We start from the raw sequence: 16,865 nt of genomic DNA on the forward strand, positions 1-16,865 counted from the left end.
ATCGGGGCGGTGGTCAGGGTCGGGAGTAGAAGGGCAGCGGCACGACGTGCACGGGCAGGTCCTTGCCGCGGACGTCGGCGACGAGCGCCGTCCCGGGAGCGGACTGCTCCGGGCGGACGAAGGCCATCGCGATCGGATGGCCGAGGGTGGGGCTGAGGGCGCCGGAGGTGATCGTGCCGACCTCCTCGCCCTCGGGGCTGCGGATCGCCGCGCCGGCGCGGGCCGCGCGGCGTCCCTCCCCGGCGAGGCCCACCAGCACCGGCAGCGCGGAGGCGTCGGAGGACTCGATCGCCGCGCGTCCGACGAAGTCGCCCTCGGCGGAGAGCGCGACGACGCGCGACAGGCCCGACTGCGCCGGGAGCAGGTCGCGGGAGAGCTCGTGGCCGTACAGCGGCATGCCGGCCTCGAGCCGCAGCGTGTCCCGACAGGCGAGGCCGCACGGCACGAGGCGATCTCCGCCCGCGGCCGCGAGCTGCTCCCACAGCGCGGTGGCGTGCTCGGAGGGGACGTACAGCTCGAATCCGTCCTCGCCGGTGTATCCGGTGCGGGCGAGCAGCAGCGGGGCCCCGCGATAGGTCCCCTGCACGCCGCGGTAGTTCCCCAGCCCCGTGATCGTCGCGGCATCGAGCCCGCCGACGGGAGCATCGGAGGCGTCGGAGCCGAGGAGCGCGTCCAGCAGGATCCGCTCGGCGGCGGGACCCTGCACCGCGATCAGCGCGGTGCGCTCCGATTCGTCCTCGACCTCGACGTCCCGGCCGGCGGCGCGGGCGAGCAGCTCGGCGGCGTCGGCCTCGGCGTTCGACGCGTTCGCGACCACGAGGTAGTCCTGCTCGCCGAGGCGGTAGACGATCACGTCGTCGATCACGGTGCCCTGCTCGGTCAGCAGCAGGGAGTACTTCGCGCGACCGACGGGCATGCCGGAGAACCGACCGGAGAGCGCATGGTCCAGAGCGGCGCCGGCCTCGGGACCGCGCAGCCGGATCTCGCCCATGTGGCTGAGGTCGAAGAGTCCGGCGCTCGTGCGCACGGCGGCGTGCTCGGCGAGGTCGGAGTCGTAGCGGACCGGCATCCTCCAGCCCGCGAAGTCCGTGAACGTCGCGCCCAGCGAGTCGTGGACCGCCTCGAGGGGCGTGGTGCGCAGGGAGTCGGTCATCGTGCTCCTTCGGGTCGCGGGGGCCGAGGACGGGAGCCTCCATCGGCACCCAGCTGTCCTGCCCGGTCACTGTACCCGGCGGACGGCGCGTCGTCCGCCGGTCCGCGGAGCCCGGGCGTGGAGGTCGGGCGAGGAGGTCAGGGCGAGGACCTCGGTCCGGGCTCGCGGACCTCGATCGCCTAGTACGGTGGAGAGGTGACCAGAGAAGGCTCCGACGAGTGGCCCGTCCGGCTCCGCAGCCCCCGGCTGCTGATCCGGGAGCCGATGGACCCCGACCGCGAGGCGATGATCCGCCTCATGACCCATCCCGTCACGCGGGAGTATCTCGGGGGGTCGATCGACTACGCCTCCCGGCAGGCGCTCGAGCTCTCCCCGCTGGGTCTGACCTGGGGTCGCTGGGTCCTCGTCCTCGAGGGCGCGGACGGGGCAGACGGCGCAGACGGGGAAGACGAGGTCATCGGCTCGATCACCCTCGACTACGACCGCGGCGAGCTGCAGCTGTCCTATGCGCTGATGCCCGAGCGGACCGGGCAGGGCTTCGCCGCGGAGTCCTGCCTCGCGGTGCTCGGATGGGCCTGCGAGGCCCTCGAGGACGACACGGTCATCGCCGTGACGCAGACGCGGAACAAGCGCAGCGTCGCCCTCCTGCGACGCCTCGGCTTCTCCGTCCGCAAGGGGCTCGAGGAGTTCGGCGCCCAGCAGCTGCTGATGGAGCGCTCGCTGCGCGACCCCCTGCCGGAGCCCGGCCGGCCCCTCCAGCCCGCCTCGGACCCGCCTCCGCCGTCGGCCTGATCCCGACGCTCAGCCGCGCGCGCTCAGCCGCGCGCGATCGGGCAGGTCATGCAGCGCGGGCCGCCCCGCCCGCGCCCCAGCTCATCGCCGTCGAGCTCGATCACCTCGATGCCCAGGGAGCGCAGGTGGTCGTTGGTGGCGTGCGCCCGCTCGTAGGCGATCACCCGCCCCGGGGACACCGCGAGCACGTTGCAGCCGTCGTCCCACTGCTCGCGCGCGGCGCCGTGGGGGTCCAGCGGGGCGGAGATCGCCCGCAGGGTCGGGACGCCGAGGCCCGCGGCGAGGACCGCATCCATCTCGTCGGCGGCGCGGGCCCGGGACACCGTGCGCCCCTCATGGCGCCGGATCTCGAAGGTCTCCAGCGGCCCGAGCGGTCCGAAGCGCAGCATGCTCTCGGCGTCGACGACGGTCATCACGGTGTCCAGGTGCATCATCGACCGGCGATGAGGCAGGGCGATCGCGATGACCCGATCGACCTCCCCGCCCTCTAGCAGCTCGGTCGCCAGATGCTCCGCGCCGACGGTGCTGGTGCGCTCCGAGAGTCCGATCGCCGCCGTCCGCGCCGACAGCATCATCACGTCCCCGCCCTCGACGCTCGCCCGGCCCGGGCGCTCCGCTCCGACGGAGAGGATCCGTGCCGGTCCGCGGTCCATGCCCGCGAACCGCGGATGCCGACGGTAGACCATGTCGAGGTGGATGGCCTCGCGCCGCCGCGCCGCGCGGCGCATCGGGCTGATCGACACGCTGCGGCCGATCCAGGCGGAGGAGTCCCGGGTGAACAGATGGTTGGGCAGCGGGTCCAGCACGGGGTCCGCCGGGGCGAGGCGCTGCAGGACGATCGACCGCGCCGCCGCGCCGAGCGAGGCGAGCTCCCCCGCGGTGATGCCCGCCAGCAGCGCATCGCGCAGTCCGGCCGGATCGCGCTCCCCCAGTGCCGCGAGGACGTCCTGCAGCTCGCGGGCCGCGATGTCGCCGAGCACGGCCGGATCCGCGGTGCGCACGATCAGCTCTGCGCGGAGATCGGCGTCGGCGACCAGGTCCAGGAGCAGATCGCCGAGCCGGAGCACCTGCGCGCCCTCGGCCTCGAGCAGTCCGATGAACCGCTCATGCTGGGTGCGGGCGCGCTCGGGCCACAGGACCTCGTCGAACAGGTAGCGCTCGCGCGATTCCGGCGTCAGACGCTCGAGCTCCGGTCCGGGCGTGTGCACGAGCACCAGCCGCAGCGGGGAGATCTCGTCATGGATCCCCGGGACCGGAATCGGAACCACGCCCGAGGGCGAGGGCGAGGGCGAGGGCGAGGGCGAGGGCGAGGTCGCCTGCGCGGGCGATCGCCGGTCCGAGATCTCCATCACGGCCTCCTGGTGCTCGGTGCGTGCACGCTACCAGCGATCGCATCGGACGCCGGAGGTGACTAGCCTGGAGTCGTCCGCATCCTCGTCCCTGGAGCACTCATGAGCGACACCGCCTCCGCGCTGACCATCCCGCAGACCGTCCTCGCCGACGGCAGCGCCTTCCCGCTGATCGGCTTCGGCACCTCGAGCCTCAAGGGCGTCGGCGGTGTCGAGGTCATCGCCTCGGCGCTGCGCAACGGGTACCGCCTGATCGACACCGCCGCCCAGTACGGCAACGAGGCCGCCGTCGGCGAAGCGATCCGCCGCAGCGGCGTCCCCGCTGACGAGGTGCTGGTGACGACCAAGATCGCCGGCGGCGACCAGGGCCGCGAGGCCGCTCGCGCCGGTCTGCAGGAGTCGCTGCGCCGCCTCGGCCTGTCCTCCGTGCACTCCGTGCTCATCCACTGGCCGAACCCCTCGCGGGGCCTTGCGCTCGACACCTGGCGCACCCTGATCGACCTCAAGGAGGAGGGCCTGACGCAGCACATCGGCGTCTCGAACTTCCGTCCCGAGCAGGTGCAGGAGCTCATCGACGCCACCGGCGCCACGCCGGAGATCAACCAGATCCAGCTCTCCCCCGCGCTCGCCCGCACCGAGGTGCTCGACTTCCATCTCGAGCACGGCATCGTCACCGAGGCCTGGGGTCCGCTGGGCGGCCGCGACAACCTCGGCGCGCAGTTCGCGCTGCAGAAGGTCGCCGCCAAGCACGGGGCGAGCAACGCCCAGGTGATCCTGCGCTGGACGATCGACCAGGGCGTCGTGGCGATCCCGAAGTCCTCGAACCCGCAGCGTCAGCGCGAGAACGCCGCCCTCGACGGCATCCGCCTGGACGACGAGGATCGTGCGCTGCTGGCGACCCTCGACCTGGGCGAGGACGCCGCCTGGGACTCCCGCGAGCACGAGGAGTGGTGATCCCTCGGTGATCGCCTCCGCCCGGACGGGCGGCTTCCGCCCGGGGCCCGAGCACCGCGAGATCGTCTTCCTCACGGGCTCGGGCCTCAGCGCGCGCACCGGGATGGGAACGTTCCGCGGGCCCGACGGCCTGTGGGCGCTCGAGCCCGAGGTCGAGGCGGCGATGCACGCCGATCGGCTGCCGGGATCCCTTCCGGCGCTCTGGCGGGTCTGGGGCCGGATGGCCTCCCTCGCCCTCGCCCACGGCCCCACGCCCGGCCACCGGGCGATCGCCCGCATGGGTTCTCCGGTGATCACGCAGAACATCGACGGCCTGCATCAGGCCGCCGGCAGCGAGATCGTCGCCGAGCTCCACGGCAGCGCGCTCCGCGCCATCTGCCTGGGCCGGGACTGCGCCTGGACGCAGATCGTCCGCCCCGGCGACGGTCCGCGCGCCGAGGACCACGGGGTGCCCGGCGCCTGTCCGCTCTGCGGCAGCCCGACGCGGCCCGACGTCGTCCTGTTCGACGAGCAGCTGCCCGCCGCCGACCTCGAGCTGGGGATGCGCCTCGCGCAGCGGGCCGACCTCTTCGTCGTGGTCGGCACCAGCGGCACCGTCTTCCCGGCCGCGCAGCTCGCGCCGCTCGCGCACGAGTGCGGGGCGACGACGGTGCTGGTGGACATCGCCCCGGCGCCGACGCCCGATCTGCGAGGCGTGTACGACCACGTCATCGCGCAGGACGCGCACGAGGTCCTGCCCGACTGGGAGCGGGCCCGCAACGGGATCGGCGGCACGTCCTTCCTCGACCCGCTCTGACGTCCTCGCTCCGCACTGAGCGGGCCACGACGAGAGGGGCCCTCACCGCGATGCGGTGAGGGCCCCTCGTCGTCGCAGGGGCGCGGCCGACGGCCGGATCCGACGAGCGGTTCCGGCGGTCAGATCCAGATCGCCGGGTCTACGTGCTCCTCGGCCTGCTGCGAGGCCAGGCGGCGGACGGTCGCCGGGACCCCGACGGCCGTGGCCTGCGCGGGGACGTCCTTGACGACGACCGCGTTGGCACCGACCTGCGCACCCTCGCCGAGGACCACCGGGCCGATGATGCGGGCGCCGGCGCCGATCGTCACGCCGTCCTCGACGGTCGGATGGCGCTTGGTGCGCTCCATCGACCGTCCGCCGAGGGTGACCCCGTGGTAGAGCATGACGTCGTCGCCGACCTCCGCGGTCTCGCCGATCACCACGCCCATGCCGTGGTCGATGAAGAAGCGTCGGCCGATGGTCGCCCCGGGATGGATCTCCACCCCGGTCACCGAGCGCGCGCCCTGGGCGATCACCATCGCCGGGAGCTTCGCCCCGCGCGCCCACAGCTGATGGGCGGCGCGATGCACCCAGATCGCGTGCAGGCCCGGGGAGGTCAGCGCCATGGCGAGGTCGTCGGTCGAGGCGGGGTCACGGCGACGCGCCGCCGCGAGGTCCTCTCGGACCGTCGCGACGGCGCTGAGCGCTCGGTCGACGAGGCGACGCGGCACTGCTGTCAGTCCAGGTACTCGGCGTACAGCGGGCTGGAGAGGTAGCGCTCGCCGAAGGACGGGATGATCACGACGATCGTCTTGCCGGCGAACTCCTCGCGGGCGCCGACGCGGGCGGCGGCCTCGATGGCGGCGCCGGAGGAGATGCCCACCAGCAGGCCCTCGGTGCGGGCGACCTCGCGGGCGCGGGCGAACGCGGCCTCGCCGTCGATGTCGACGACCTCGTCGTAGACCTCGGTGTCGAGCAGGCTCGGCACGAAGTTCGCGCCGAGGCCCTGGATCTTGTGCGGGCCGGGCTGGCCGCCGTTGAGGATGGGCGACTCGGCGGGCTCGACGGCGATGACCTTGAGGTCGCTCTTGCGCTCCTTGAGCGCGTTGCCGACGCCGGTGATGGTGCCGCCGGTGCCGATGCCGGCGAGGAAGACGTCGATCTCGCCGTCGGTGTCGGCCCAGATCTCCTCCGCGGTGGTGCGGCGGTGGACGTCGGCGTTGGCCGGGTTGTCGAACTGCTTGACCTGGACGGCGCCGCGCTCGGCAGCGATCTCCTGGGCCTTCTCGACGGCGCCCTTCATGCCCTTCGCAGCCTCGGTGAGCACGAGCTCGGCACCGAAGGCGCGCAGCAGCGCACGACGCTCCTTGGAGGCGGACTCGGGCATCGTCAGGACGACGGTGTAGCCGCGGGACGCACCGATCATCGCGAGCGCGATGCCGGTGTTGCCGCTGGTCGCCTCGACGATGGTGCCGCCGGGCTTGAGCTCGCCGGACTGCTCGGCGGCGTCGATCATCGCCACGCCGATGCGGTCCTTCACGGAGCTCGCGGGGTTGTAGAACTCCAGCTTCGCCACGACATTGGCCTTGACGTCGTCGCCCAGGTGGTTCAGGCGCACGAGCGGGGTGCGGCCGACGAGCTCCGAGACGTTCTCGTAGATGGGCATTCGGGTCCTCCCGTCCGAGGGCCGCCGGCGGCTGTCCCGTCGACGCTCCCTGCAAAGTTCTGCTTGGGCCGAGTATAAGGGGATCCTCGTACCCGGGTCGTACCGTCCATCGTCGGACGACGCATCGACCGACGTCCGGGGCGCCGCGGGCGCCGCCGCCCCTAGTCTGCCCGCATGCCCTCTCCTTCTCATCCCGCGTCCGCGAACGGAGCGCCGGCGCCCCGTCGGCTTCTCGTCATCCTGACATCGTTGCTGGTCGCGGCCGCCTCCCTGCTGATCGCCGCCCCGGCCGCGCTCGCGGTCCCGCCGACGACGGAGGTTTTCGACACCGTCGACGTGCTCGACGCCGAGGAGCTCGCGTCCGATCTCGCCACTGTGAACTTCCGTGACGAGGTGGCCCTCAAGATCCTCACCGTCGACGTCACCGCCTGGGGCCAGGACCCCGCCTCCGACCTCGCCCTGAACGATGCCGTGCTCGCCTACGCCCGCTCGGAGCAGCCGGGCTGGATCGACGGGGACGTCTGGGCGGACGGGATCGTGGTCCTGGCGATCGATCCCGACAACCGCTTCCTGGGCACCTATGCGGGCGATGACACCGCCCTGGGCGAATCCGGTTTCGAGGACGTCCAGGACGCCATGCGCGAGGAGGCGGGGCACTCGGACTGGCAGGGCGCCATGGTCTCCGGCGCCGAGAAGTATGCGGCGCTCCTGGGGCGCCCGTTCTGGGCGAACCCCATGGTGATCTTCGTGGAGGTGATCGTCGGGCTCGCCGGGCTGATCTGGGCCGTCGGCGCGCTCACGACCGGCTCCTCCCGACGGCGCGCGGTGGATCGCGCGCTCGCGCAGCACAGCGAGGCCGAGCAGAGAGCGGGCGGCATCCGCGAGTCGGCCCGACGGATCCCCACCGACCGCGCCTACGGCCGCTTCACCCATCAGGACGCGGAGCGCTGGCTGCAGGATCTGCAGGCGGCGGAGTCGCGGCGTGCGGAGCTGCCCGCGCACCGCGGCCGCCTCTGGGGGATCACCGGGTCGTCGGCCGCCGCGGCGAAGGACTACACCGAGATCGTCGACCGCCTCGAGAGCGGGGCCGCTCCGCTCCTGGCGACCGCGGACCTGCTCCTTGGCACCGGAGCATGGCAGGACGCCTGGGCGGAGGAGCGGCGCCCGCTGGAGTCCTCGCTCGAGGGCGTGGACGACCTCCTCGCGCGGCTCGCCGCCGACGGGGATCCCACCGGGCCGTCGGCCGAGGCGCTGCGCGCGAGCGCCGACGAGATCGCCGCGCAGCTCGCCGGAGTCGACGAGGCGTTCCGTCGGGGCGATCTCGCGGCCGAGGACGCCCTCGCCGCACTGGACCGGCTCACCGGCGATCTGGCGCGAGCGAGCTCGGCGGTCCGCAGGGAGGCGGTCCGGCGCGATGCGACGGACGACGTCGAGGCCGGCGTCATGCAGGAGGCAATGCCGGAGGGCTTCGTCCGGGACTTCCCCGGGAGCGTGCGGGCGCGTCGAGCGATCCGCGAGCCCGACGCCTACCTGGACTACGGCGAGGACTGGTCGATCAGCCCCGTGCTGCGGACGATCTCCTGGTACGGGATCGCCTCGCAGGCCCTCGCGACGCACCGGAACCCGCCGAGCACATCCACCAGCAGCTCAAGCGGCTACAGCTCCGGCTCCGGCGGCTTCAGCGGCGCCGGCAGCTCGAGCCGCTTCTGAGCCCGCGCGGCCCCGGCGGTCCGGCCGGGGCCGCGCAGCGCCCGACGGCCGGGGCCGGGGCCGTGCTACGCCTGACGGAGGTGCGTCAGTAGACCATCCCCATGACCTCGCGCACGCGGGCGAGGGTCGCGTCGGCGACCTCGTTCGCGCGGGCGTTGCCGGCGCGGAGGACCTCGAAGAGATAGCCCGGATCCTGCTCGAGCTCACGACGGCGCGCGCGGATCGGGGCCAGGTGCTCGTTGAGCGCCTCGGCGGTCATGACCTTGAGCGTGCCCGCACCCTTGTCGCCGATCTCCTCGGCGATCTCCTCGGGCGCGCGGCCCGTGCACTGCGCGGCGATCGTCAGGAGGTTGGCGACCTCGGGACGGTTCTCGGGGTCGTAGGTGATGACGCGCTCGGAGTCGGTCTTCGCCTTCTTGAGCTTCTTGGCGGTCTCCGCCTCATCCATGCGCAGCATGACGGTGTTGCCGCGGGACTTGCTCATCTTGTGCTCGCCGTCGAGGCCGAGGATCGTCGGCGAGGAGGACAGCAGCGCCGAGGGCTCGACGAAGACCTGCTCGCCCCCGGCGTAGCGCTCGTTGAAGCGGCGCGCGATGACGCGGGTCTGCTCGATGTGCGGCAGCTGGTCCTTCCCCACCGGCACGACGTTGCCTCCGCAGAAGAGGATGTCCGCCGCCTGGTGCACGGGATAGGTCAGCAGCAGACCGCCCATGGCGGACTTCCCGGCCGCCGCGAGCTCCGCCTTGACGGTGGGGTTGCGCTCGAGCTCGGGCTGCGTGACGAGCGAGAGGAAGGGCAGCATCAGCTGGTTCAGCGCCGGGACCGCCGAGTGCGCGAAGAAGGTCGAGCGCTCGGGATCCAGGCCGACGGCCAGGTAGTCGGTCAGCAGCTCGCGCACCGACCCCTTGATGTCGCCGATGACGTCGCGATCGGTGATCACCTGGTAGTCGGCGACCAGCACCCAGGTCTCCACCCCGGCGTCCTGCAGGCGCACGCGATTGCGCAGCGAACCGAAGTAGTGGCCGATGTGGAGCGCCCCGGTGGGGCGGTCGCCCGTGAGCATGCGGAGCCCCGAGGGGTCGCTGCCGATCTTCGCCCAGAGCGCGTCGCTGCGGGTCTGGGCGGTGTCATAGCTGCTGCTGGTACTGGTCGAATAGCTCACCCGACCATGCTAGCCGCCGCTCAGCGCGCCGCGGACTGGGCGTCCGGCGCCCCCTCCCCCGACATCGGGGCGGACAGCGCAGCCGGGTCGTCCCCGAGGCCGAGCGGCGCGTCGATCTCCCCGTTCGCCTCCGCGGCCTCCAGGGTCTCGGCGGGCGTCGGCCGGGGCGCGGCGGCGGTCGTGCCGCGCACGACGAGCTGCGGGCGCACGACGACCTCGGTGCGGGCGGGGCGCCGCGAGGACTCGCCGCCCGCGAGCACGGCGCGCACCGCGGCACGGGAGAGCGAGGCCACGGCCTGGCGCACCGTCGTCAGCGGCGGGTTCGTGAGCGAGGCCCAGAAGACGTCGTCGTAGCCGACGACCGAGACGTCCGACGGCACCGAGAGACCGAGCGAGTGGATCGCCTCGAGGGCGCCGGCGGCCATGACGTCCGAGCCGCAGACGATCGCCGTCACGCCGCGCGCGACCAGATCGCGGGCGGCCTCGTAGCCGCCCGCGTAGGAGAAGTCCGTGAAGGCCGTCGGCCAGTCGCGCCCGGGGATCTCGGCCCCGACTTCCTCGAAGACGGTGAGCTTCTGCCGCACCGGCCAGGTGTGCTCGTCGCCGACCGCGAGCCCGATCCGGCGGTGGCCGAGCTCCTGGAGGTGGGTGAGCGTCAGGCGCATGGCGTGCTCGTCGTCGGTCGACAGGAAGGCCGCGTCCACGTCCTCGCGCACGCCGTTGATCAGCACGAGCGGCACGCCGGCCGCAACGATCTCGCGATAGTGCTCGATCGGACCTCGCTCCTGCGCATGGTGACCGGAGACGACGATCACACCTTCTGCTCCGCTGTGCAAGAAGCGTTGCAAGATCTCTCGCTCGCGCTCCACGGTGCGCGCCCGGGTCCCCACCAGCGTGGATGCCCCGCGCTCGAAGAGCTCGGCCTCGATCCGCTCGACCCAGGAGGTGAAGACCTGGTTGTCGAGATCGGGCACCAGGACGCCGATCACCGGACCCGAGTCCATGGCGTCGGGACCTACCTCCCGCCCCAGCCTCCGGGCGACCTCGAGCACGGAACGCCTGGTCACGTCGTTGACACCAGACTTCCCGTTGAGGACTCGGGAGACGGTCGCTTCGCTGACCCCGGCCTCCCGGGCAATGTCGATGAGTCGTGGCATGTCGCTCATCCTTCCCGACCAGGGGCTTCGTCGCCCGTAGCCGAATCGTCATCTGCAAGATGTTGCGTATTCTTGCACAGAGGAGGGGTTGTGATCTAGATTCCTCTGCATCGAGCACCGCAACGATGCCCTGGTGCTCCACGATTCGAAGGAGAAGACGTGCAGATTCGTCGAAAGAGCTTCCTCGCCCTCGGCGGCGTCGCCGCCGGTACCGCCATGCTCGCCGCCTGCGGCGACGACACGGCCACCACCGAGACCACCACGACGAGCGATGCCAGCGACGGCGGCGCATCGGACGACACCGCGACCGACGACACCGCGGCCGCCCCGGAGCGCGCCGACGCCGACCTCGTCATCTGGACGGACGAGGAGAAGGCCACCGCCCTCGAGGAGCCCGCTGCCGCCTGGGGCGAGGCCAACGGCTTCACCGTCGCCGTGCAGATCGTCGCCGACGACCTGCAGGGCAACTTCATCACCGCGAACCAGGCCGGCAACGGCCCGGACATGATCGTGGCCGCCCACGACTGGATCGGGAACCTGGTCCAGAACGCCTCCATCTCCCCGATCCAGCTGCCGGCGGACGCCGCGTCCCAGATCGCCGAGATCGGCATCACCGCGGTCACCTTCGAGGGCCAGACCTATGGCGTGCCCTACGCCGTGGAGACCCTGGTGCTCTACGCCAACAAGGGCCTCACCGACGTCCCCGAGCCGGCGACCGTCGAGGAGCTCATCGAGGCCGCCACCGCCGGCGGCGCCGAGAACGTGCTCTCGCTGCCGGTCGGCGAGCAGGGCGACGCCTACCACATGGAGCCCTTCTACACCTCGGGCGGCGGCTACCTCTTCGGGACCGACTCCGAGGGCAACCTCGACCCGACCGACGTCGGCGTCGGCCAGGAGGGCTCGATCACGGCGGCCCAGAAGATCGGCGAGCTCGGCGAGCAGGGCGTGCTGAAGACCTCGATCTCCGGCGACAACGCGATCTCGCTGTTCACCGACGGCAAGGCCGCCTACCTCGTCTCCGGCCCCTGGGCCCTCGAGGACGTCCGCAACTCCGGCATCGACTTCGCCCTCAGCGCCGTCCCCGGCTTCGAGGGCCTCGACCCGGCGGAGCCCTTCGCCGGCGTCAACGCCTTCTACGTCGCATCCGGCGGCGCGAACCCGGCCATCGCCCAGCAGTTCGCCACGGCGATCGCCTCCTCCCCCGACATCGCCGAGCAGATGTTCCCCAAGAACCAGCTGCCCCCGGTCCACGTCGAGCTGCAGGAGTCGCTCTCGGCCGAGTACCCCGAGATCATCCAGATCGCGGAGTACGCCGCCAACGCCACCCCGATGCCCGCCATCCCCGAGATGGCCGCCATCTGGGGCCCGCTCGGCCAGGCCCAGGCGAACATCGTCGGCGGCGCCGACCCGGAGTCGACCATCGTCTCCGCCGGCGAGGAGATCGTGAGCCAGATCGGCTGACAGCCGCTCACCGATCGACGGGGTGCGATGCCTGCGGGCATCGCACCCCGTCGGCCCGGGCACGACCCTCCACCCACGACCTCCACCCCGAAAGGCAGCGTCGCCATGTCCTCCACCAACGCTCCCACCCACCGGGGGCGCTCCACCACGATCACCGGCATGGCCGTGAAGATCGTGTTCCTCGGCATCGTCCTCGCCGTGGTCGCCTTCATCCTGCCGGTCATGATCCAGCTCCAGCAGTGGATGTGGCTGACGATCATGCTGCTCTCCGCGGTCGCGATCTTCGTCCTCTACTCGACGAAGCGCTTCATCCCGGGCAAGTACATCTTCCCCGGCACCTTCTTCCTCGTCGTCTTCCTGATCACGCCGATCATCCTGACCGTCGGCTACTCGTTCACGAACTTCGGCGACGGCACCCGCGGCACCAAGCAGCAGGCGGTCGACTCGATCATCGCCAACTCCGTCCAGCAGACCGCGGACTCCACCTGGTACAACATGTCCGTCGGCACGCAGGGCGACCCCGAGACCGGGCCCTTCACGCTGTTCCTCGTCGACCCGGCCACCGGCGACGTGCTCCAGGGCACCGAGGATCTCGGCGTCGAGGCCCTCGACTCCGGCGACGTCACCGTCGCCGACGGCTTCGTGACCGCGGCCGACGGCTACACGATCCTCTCCGCCCGCGAGATCAACACCGCGTACGACGCGCTCACCGCGCTCGCGGTCCCGATCGACGACGACTCCGCGATCAAGATCCAGGGCGCGAACCAGGCCTTCGAGGGCACCACGACCCTCTCGTACGACGAGGCGACCGAAGAGATCACCAACAAGGTCACCGGCGACGTCTACACCGTCGGCAAGATCGGCGACACCGAGTACTTCGTGAACGCCGACGGCGAGCGCGCCTTCAGCCAGTCCTGGCTCCAGAACGTCGGTGGGAACAACTACGTCCGCCTGTTCACGAACTCCGCGATCGCCAAGCAGTTCGTCGCGGCCTTCGCCTGGACCCTCGTCTTCGCCATCGGCTCGGTGCTGCTGACCTTCGTCGTCGGCTTCGCCCTCGCGCTCGTCCTCAACGACGACCGGGTCCGAGGCCGTCGCCTGTACCGCTCGGTGCTGCTGCTGCCGTACGCGGTGCCCGGCTTCATCTCGCTGCTGGTGTGGTCGAACTTCTACAACCGCGACTTCGGCCTGATCAACGAGATGCTGGGGCTGCACCTGAACTGGCTCGGCGATCCGACGCTCGCGAAGGTCGCCGTGCTGCTGACGAACCTGTGGATGGGCTTCCCCTACATGTTCATCATCTCCACCGGCGCCCTGCAGGCGATCCCGAACGACGTCATGGAGGCCGCCCGCATGGACGGCGCGACCCGCCTCCAGACCACCGTCAAGGTCGTCACCCCGCTGCTGCTGGTGGCCGTGGCCCCTCTGCTGGTCGCGTCGTTCGCCTTCAACTTCAACAACTTCAACGCGATCCAGCTGCTCACCGAGGGCGGGCCCTTCCTCCCGGGCGAGTACACGCGAGGCGGCACCGACATCCTGATCTCGATGATCTACCGCATCGCCTTCGGCGGCTCGGGCGCCGACTTCGGCTTCGCCTCCGCGGTCTCCGTCGCGCTGTTCGCTCTGACGGGCATCCTCGCGGCGATCCAGTTCCGCTTCACCAATGTCCTCGAAGACATCAACTGAGAGGGGCCCACGATGAGCACTCAGACCACTCCCCACTCCCCTGTCGCCGCCCAGCACAAGATGCCCTTCGGCCGCTGGATGGCCGAGATCGGATGGCGTCACGTCGTCGGGCTCGCGGCGGTCGTCTTCGCGGCCTTCCCGATTCTGTTCGTGCTGTCCGCCTCCGTGAACCCGCTCGGCACCGTGTCCTCCTCGGGCCTGCTGCCGACGAGCTTCAGCCTGGTCCACTACAAGGAGCTGCTCAGCGGCGCCCGCGGACCGTTCGTCCAGTGGTACATCAACACGATCGTCGTCTGCGGCATCGTCGCGATCGTGCAGGTGTTCCTGTCCACCCTCGCCGCCTACGCCTTCAGCCGCTTCCGCTTCACCGGCCGCCGCATCGGCCTGCTGTCGCTGCTGCTGGTGATGATGTTCCCGGCGATCCTCGCGATGATCGCCGTCTACTCGATGATCTCGGGCCTCGGCCAGATCGTCCCGTTCCTCGGCCTGAACTCGCTGCCCGGCTACATCGTCGTGCTGCTCGGCGGCTCGCTGGGCCAGGTGTGGCTCATCAAGGGCTTCTTCGACACCGTGCCGAAGGAGCTCGACGAGGCCGCGATCATCGACGGCTGCTCGCACTGGCAGGTCTTCACGAAGATCCTCATGCCGACGCTCACCCCGATCCTCGCGACCACCGTCCTGCTGGCGCTGGTCGGCGTGCTCAGCGAGTTCCTCCTGGGCTCGATCTTCCTGACCGCCGACGACAAGAAGACCCTCGCGGTGGGCCTGTACGGCCTGCTCTCGGGCGATCGCTCGAACAACCTGGGCGTCTTCGCCGCCGGCTCCGTGATGATCATGATCCCGGTGATCGTGCTCTACCAGTTCCTCCAGCGCTACATCGTCGGCGGCTCCACCGCCGGTGCCGTGAAGGGCTGATCACCATCATCATGACCGGTTCCGCCACCGCCCCGACCGCCGCCCTCCCCGAGAGTGCCCCGTCCGCCGAAGCCCTGCGCGCCGACGCCTCGGGCGTCCCCCTGGAGGAGCAGCCCCACCACGACAGCGGCCCCTCCTTCGTCCCGGTCCCGCCCGCGGGCCTGGGCGAGGAGGTCCTGCTGCGGCTGTGGGTGCCAGCAGCCTATCCCGCCACCGGCGTCGCCCTGCGCACCGTCGTCGACGGGGAGATCCGCACCGCGACGGTCGAGAAGGTCCGCGAGGACCCCTCGGGGTCGTGGTGGGAGACCTCTCTGCGGGCGGTCAACCCGGTCATGGTGTACCGCTTCTGCATCCTGGCCGAGGAGGGGGCGCTCACCGCATCGGGCGCCCCCGTCCCGGCCTACGCCTGGCTGACCGCGGCCGGGCTCCTCCCCTGGGACGTCGCCGACGCGACCGACTTCCGTCTGGTCGCGCACGAGCCGGCTCCCGCCTGGGTGGACGACGCCGTCGTCTACCACGTGTTCCCCGATCGCTTCGCCCGCGGCGCCGACGTCCCGGTCGATGACGAGGGCCGGCCCGCGCCGGAGGACCTCCCCGAGTGGGCGGTCCCGATGGCCTGGGACGAGGAGCCCGCGGTGCGCGGCATCATCACCGGCCGCCAGTACTACGGCGGCGACCTCGACGGCGTGATCGAGCACCTCGACCACATCGCCTCCCTGGGGGCGAACACCGTCTACCTGACGCCGATCTTCCCCGCGGGATCGGTCCACCGCTACGACGCCTCCACCTTCGACCGGGTCGATCCGCTGCTCGGCGGGGATGAGGCGCTGGTGCGGCTGTCGGCGGCGCTCCACGAGCGCGGCATGCGCCTGATCCTCGACCTCACGACGAACCACACCGGCGACACCCACGAATGGTTCCGGATCGCCCAGGCCGACGCCTCGTCGACCGAGGCCGGGTTCTACCTCTTCGAGGAGCATCCGGACCGCTACGCCGCCTGGCTCGAGGTCCCCTCCCTGCCCAAGCTCGACCACCGGAGCGAGGAGCTGCGCGAGCGGCTGACCCGTGGCCCGGGCAGCGTCGTCGGCCACTACCTCGCCGAGCCCTTCTCCGCCGACGGCTGGCGGATCGACGTGGCCAACATGACCGGTCGGCACGGCGAGGTCGATCTAGCGCACGACGTCGCCCGGGAGATCCGCGCGACCATGCGCGAGGCCCGCGGCGCCGTCGGCGGCGAGTCCGGCCAGGGCCGCGAGCACTGGCTCGTCGCCGAGCACGGCCACGACGCGACCGGCGATCTGGACGGCGACGGCTGGCACGGCACCATGAACTACACCGGCTTCACGCGGCCCCTCTGGTCGTGGCTCGCCGCACCGGACAGCGCGCTGAACTGGCTGGGACTGCCGATGACGCTCCCGCGGATCTCCGGTACCTCCGTGGCGCACACGCTGCGCGAGTACAACGCCCACATGCCCTGGCCGTCCCGGGCGCATTCCCAGAACCAGCTCTCGAGCCATGACACCGCGCGCATCCGCACCGTCGTCGGCGACCGGGACCGGCAGCTCGCCGCTCTCGCCGCCCTGGCCACGCTGCCGGGCGTGCCGACGCTCTTCGCGGGCGACGAGCTCGGCGCCGAGGGCGAGACCGGCGAGCATTCGCGCACGCCGATGCCCTGGGGCGCGATCGCCGACGAGGACGGCTCCCGCATCGACGTCGAGGTGCTGCGCGAGACCCGGGCCATGCTCGGGCTGCGCGGCTCCGAGGTCGCGCTGCGGCGCGGCGGGATGCGCTGGCTCCGGATCACTCCGGACGCGCTCGTGTACGTGCGCACGCATCCCGAGGGGGACGTCCTCGTCCATCTCGCCCGCGCCGCGCACGGGGTGCTCGACCTCGATCTGTCCGCCCTGCCGGACGTCGGCTCCCTCCGACTCCTCCATGAGCTCGGCGGCGCCGAGACCTGCATCGACGGCAACCGGCTGCGGCTCGCCGCCGATGCCGCCGGGGCGAGCGCGGTCCGCGTCCAGCGGCCGGCCGCCTCCACGGGTTCCTGACCCGTCCCCGCACCAGACCAGAATCCATCGCTCT

The 16,865-nt window shown here is 71.7% G+C and carries 14 protein-coding genes; 8 read left to right on the forward strand and 6 right to left on the reverse strand.

All coding sequences use genetic code 11. From position 1 onward, the window contains the following. Positions 1-13: 13 nt before the first annotated feature. Positions 14-1,153, reverse strand: a complete 1,140-nt coding sequence (gene gcvT, locus ACXET9_RS00590) for a glycine cleavage system aminomethyltransferase GcvT (protein ID WP_457883878.1) — start codon at positions 1,151-1,153, stop codon at positions 14-16. Between the two features lie 195 nt (positions 1,154-1,348). Between gcvT and ACXET9_RS00595 the strand changes: the two genes are divergently transcribed. Next, the gene (locus tag ACXET9_RS00595; protein WP_457883879.1) at positions 1,349-1,945 is read left to right on the forward strand and encodes a GNAT family N-acetyltransferase; all 597 of its coding nucleotides are present in this window, start codon (positions 1,349-1,351) and stop codon (positions 1,943-1,945) included. A gap of 23 nt (positions 1,946-1,968) precedes the next feature. Here the strand turns inward: ACXET9_RS00595 and ACXET9_RS00600 are convergent, their stop codons facing one another. Further along, a complete protein-coding gene (locus tag ACXET9_RS00600) occupies positions 1,969-3,294 on the reverse strand; it encodes an arginine deiminase (RefSeq protein WP_457883880.1) in 1,326 nt (441 codons plus the stop codon). A gap of 102 nt (positions 3,295-3,396) precedes the next feature. Here ACXET9_RS00600 and ACXET9_RS00605 point away from each other — a divergent pair, with 102 nt between their 5' ends. Together ACXET9_RS00605 and ACXET9_RS00610 are read left to right on the forward strand one after the other, a co-directional pair. Next, positions 3,397-4,248: an aldo/keto reductase gene (locus ACXET9_RS00605; RefSeq protein ID WP_457883881.1), complete on the forward strand. Its 852-nt coding sequence runs from the start codon at positions 3,397-3,399 to the stop codon at positions 4,246-4,248. A gap of 7 nt (positions 4,249-4,255) precedes the next feature. Further along, positions 4,256-5,044 carry an SIR2 family NAD-dependent protein deacylase gene (locus tag ACXET9_RS00610; protein ID WP_457883882.1) on the forward strand — a complete coding sequence of 263 codons (789 nt, stop codon included), beginning with the start codon at positions 4,256-4,258 and terminating at the stop codon, positions 5,042-5,044. Between the two features lie 119 nt (positions 5,045-5,163). Here ACXET9_RS00610 and epsC read toward each other — a convergent pair whose 3' ends face one another. Next, complete coding sequence (epsC, locus tag ACXET9_RS00615) at positions 5,164-5,754, reverse strand: serine O-acetyltransferase EpsC (protein WP_457883883.1); 591 nt, start codon at positions 5,752-5,754, stop codon at positions 5,164-5,166. A 5-nt stretch (positions 5,755-5,759) separates the two neighbouring features. After that, complete coding sequence (cysK, locus tag ACXET9_RS00620; protein WP_457883885.1) at positions 5,760-6,689, reverse strand: cysteine synthase A; 930 nt, start codon at positions 6,687-6,689, stop codon at positions 5,760-5,762. A gap of 174 nt (positions 6,690-6,863) precedes the next feature. Between cysK and ACXET9_RS00625 the strand changes: the two genes are divergently transcribed. Beyond that, positions 6,864-8,399: a DUF5129 domain-containing protein gene (locus tag ACXET9_RS00625; protein WP_457883887.1), complete on the forward strand. Its 1,536-nt coding sequence runs from the start codon at positions 6,864-6,866 to the stop codon at positions 8,397-8,399. An 85-nt stretch (positions 8,400-8,484) separates the two neighbouring features. Here the strand turns inward: ACXET9_RS00625 and trpS are convergent, their stop codons facing one another. Beyond that, complete coding sequence (gene trpS, locus ACXET9_RS00630) at positions 8,485-9,561, reverse strand: tryptophan--tRNA ligase (protein ID WP_457883889.1); 1,077 nt, start codon at positions 9,559-9,561, stop codon at positions 8,485-8,487. Positions 9,562-9,581: 20 nt separating this feature from the next. Then, positions 9,582-10,718: a LacI family DNA-binding transcriptional regulator gene (locus tag ACXET9_RS00635; protein WP_457883891.1), complete on the reverse strand. Its 1,137-nt coding sequence runs from the start codon at positions 10,716-10,718 to the stop codon at positions 9,582-9,584. 159 nt (positions 10,719-10,877) lie between these two features. On the opposite strand from ACXET9_RS00635, the gene ACXET9_RS00640 reads away from it, so the two are divergent. The 4 genes from ACXET9_RS00640 to ACXET9_RS00655 all read left to right on the forward strand — a co-directional run bounded on the left by ACXET9_RS00640 (position 10,878) and on the right by ACXET9_RS00655 (position 16,831). Next, entirely contained in the window at positions 10,878-12,179 is a 1,302-nt protein-coding gene (locus ACXET9_RS00640; RefSeq protein ID WP_457883892.1) for a sugar ABC transporter substrate-binding protein, read from the forward strand. A gap of 105 nt (positions 12,180-12,284) precedes the next feature. Beyond that, positions 12,285-13,865 (forward strand): ABC transporter permease subunit, encoded by a 1,581-nt coding sequence (locus ACXET9_RS00645; RefSeq protein WP_457883894.1) that lies wholly within the window; start codon positions 12,285-12,287, stop codon positions 13,863-13,865. 12 nt (positions 13,866-13,877) lie between these two features. After that, entirely contained in the window at positions 13,878-14,780 is a 903-nt protein-coding gene (locus ACXET9_RS00650; protein ID WP_457883896.1) for a sugar ABC transporter permease, read from the forward strand. 11 nt (positions 14,781-14,791) lie between these two features. Continuing rightward, a complete protein-coding gene (locus ACXET9_RS00655; protein WP_457883898.1) occupies positions 14,792-16,831 on the forward strand; it encodes a glycoside hydrolase family 13 protein in 2,040 nt (679 codons plus the stop codon). Positions 16,832-16,865: the final 34 nt, after the last annotated feature.

The sequence above is a fragment of the Brachybacterium netajii (SeqCode) genome, assembly GCF_054114245.1.

Bases quoted from the DNA above. Each gene is read 5' to 3' on its own strand.
- gcvT (WP_457883878.1), bottom strand. From the start codon at position 1,153: ATGACCGACTCCCTGCGCACCACGCCCCTCGAGGCGGTCCACGACTCG.
- ACXET9_RS00635 (WP_457883891.1), bottom strand. From the start codon at position 10,718: ATGCCACGACTCATCGACATTGCCCGGGAGGCCGGGGTCAGCGAAGCG.
- ACXET9_RS00605 (WP_457883881.1), top strand. From the start codon at position 3,397: ATGAGCGACACCGCCTCCGCGCTGACCATCCCGCAGACCGTCCTCGCC.
- ACXET9_RS00600 (WP_457883880.1), bottom strand. From the start codon at position 3,294: ATGGAGATCTCGGACCGGCGATCGCCCGCGCAGGCGACCTCGCCCTCG.
- ACXET9_RS00625 (WP_457883887.1), top strand. From the start codon at position 6,864: ATGCCCTCTCCTTCTCATCCCGCGTCCGCGAACGGAGCGCCGGCGCCC.
- ACXET9_RS00650 (WP_457883896.1), top strand. From the start codon at position 13,878: ATGAGCACTCAGACCACTCCCCACTCCCCTGTCGCCGCCCAGCACAAG.
- cysK (WP_457883885.1), bottom strand. From the start codon at position 6,689: ATGCCCATCTACGAGAACGTCTCGGAGCTCGTCGGCCGCACCCCGCTC.
- ACXET9_RS00645 (WP_457883894.1), top strand. From the start codon at position 12,285: ATGTCCTCCACCAACGCTCCCACCCACCGGGGGCGCTCCACCACGATC.
- ACXET9_RS00655 (WP_457883898.1), top strand. From the start codon at position 14,792: ATGACCGGTTCCGCCACCGCCCCGACCGCCGCCCTCCCCGAGAGTGCC.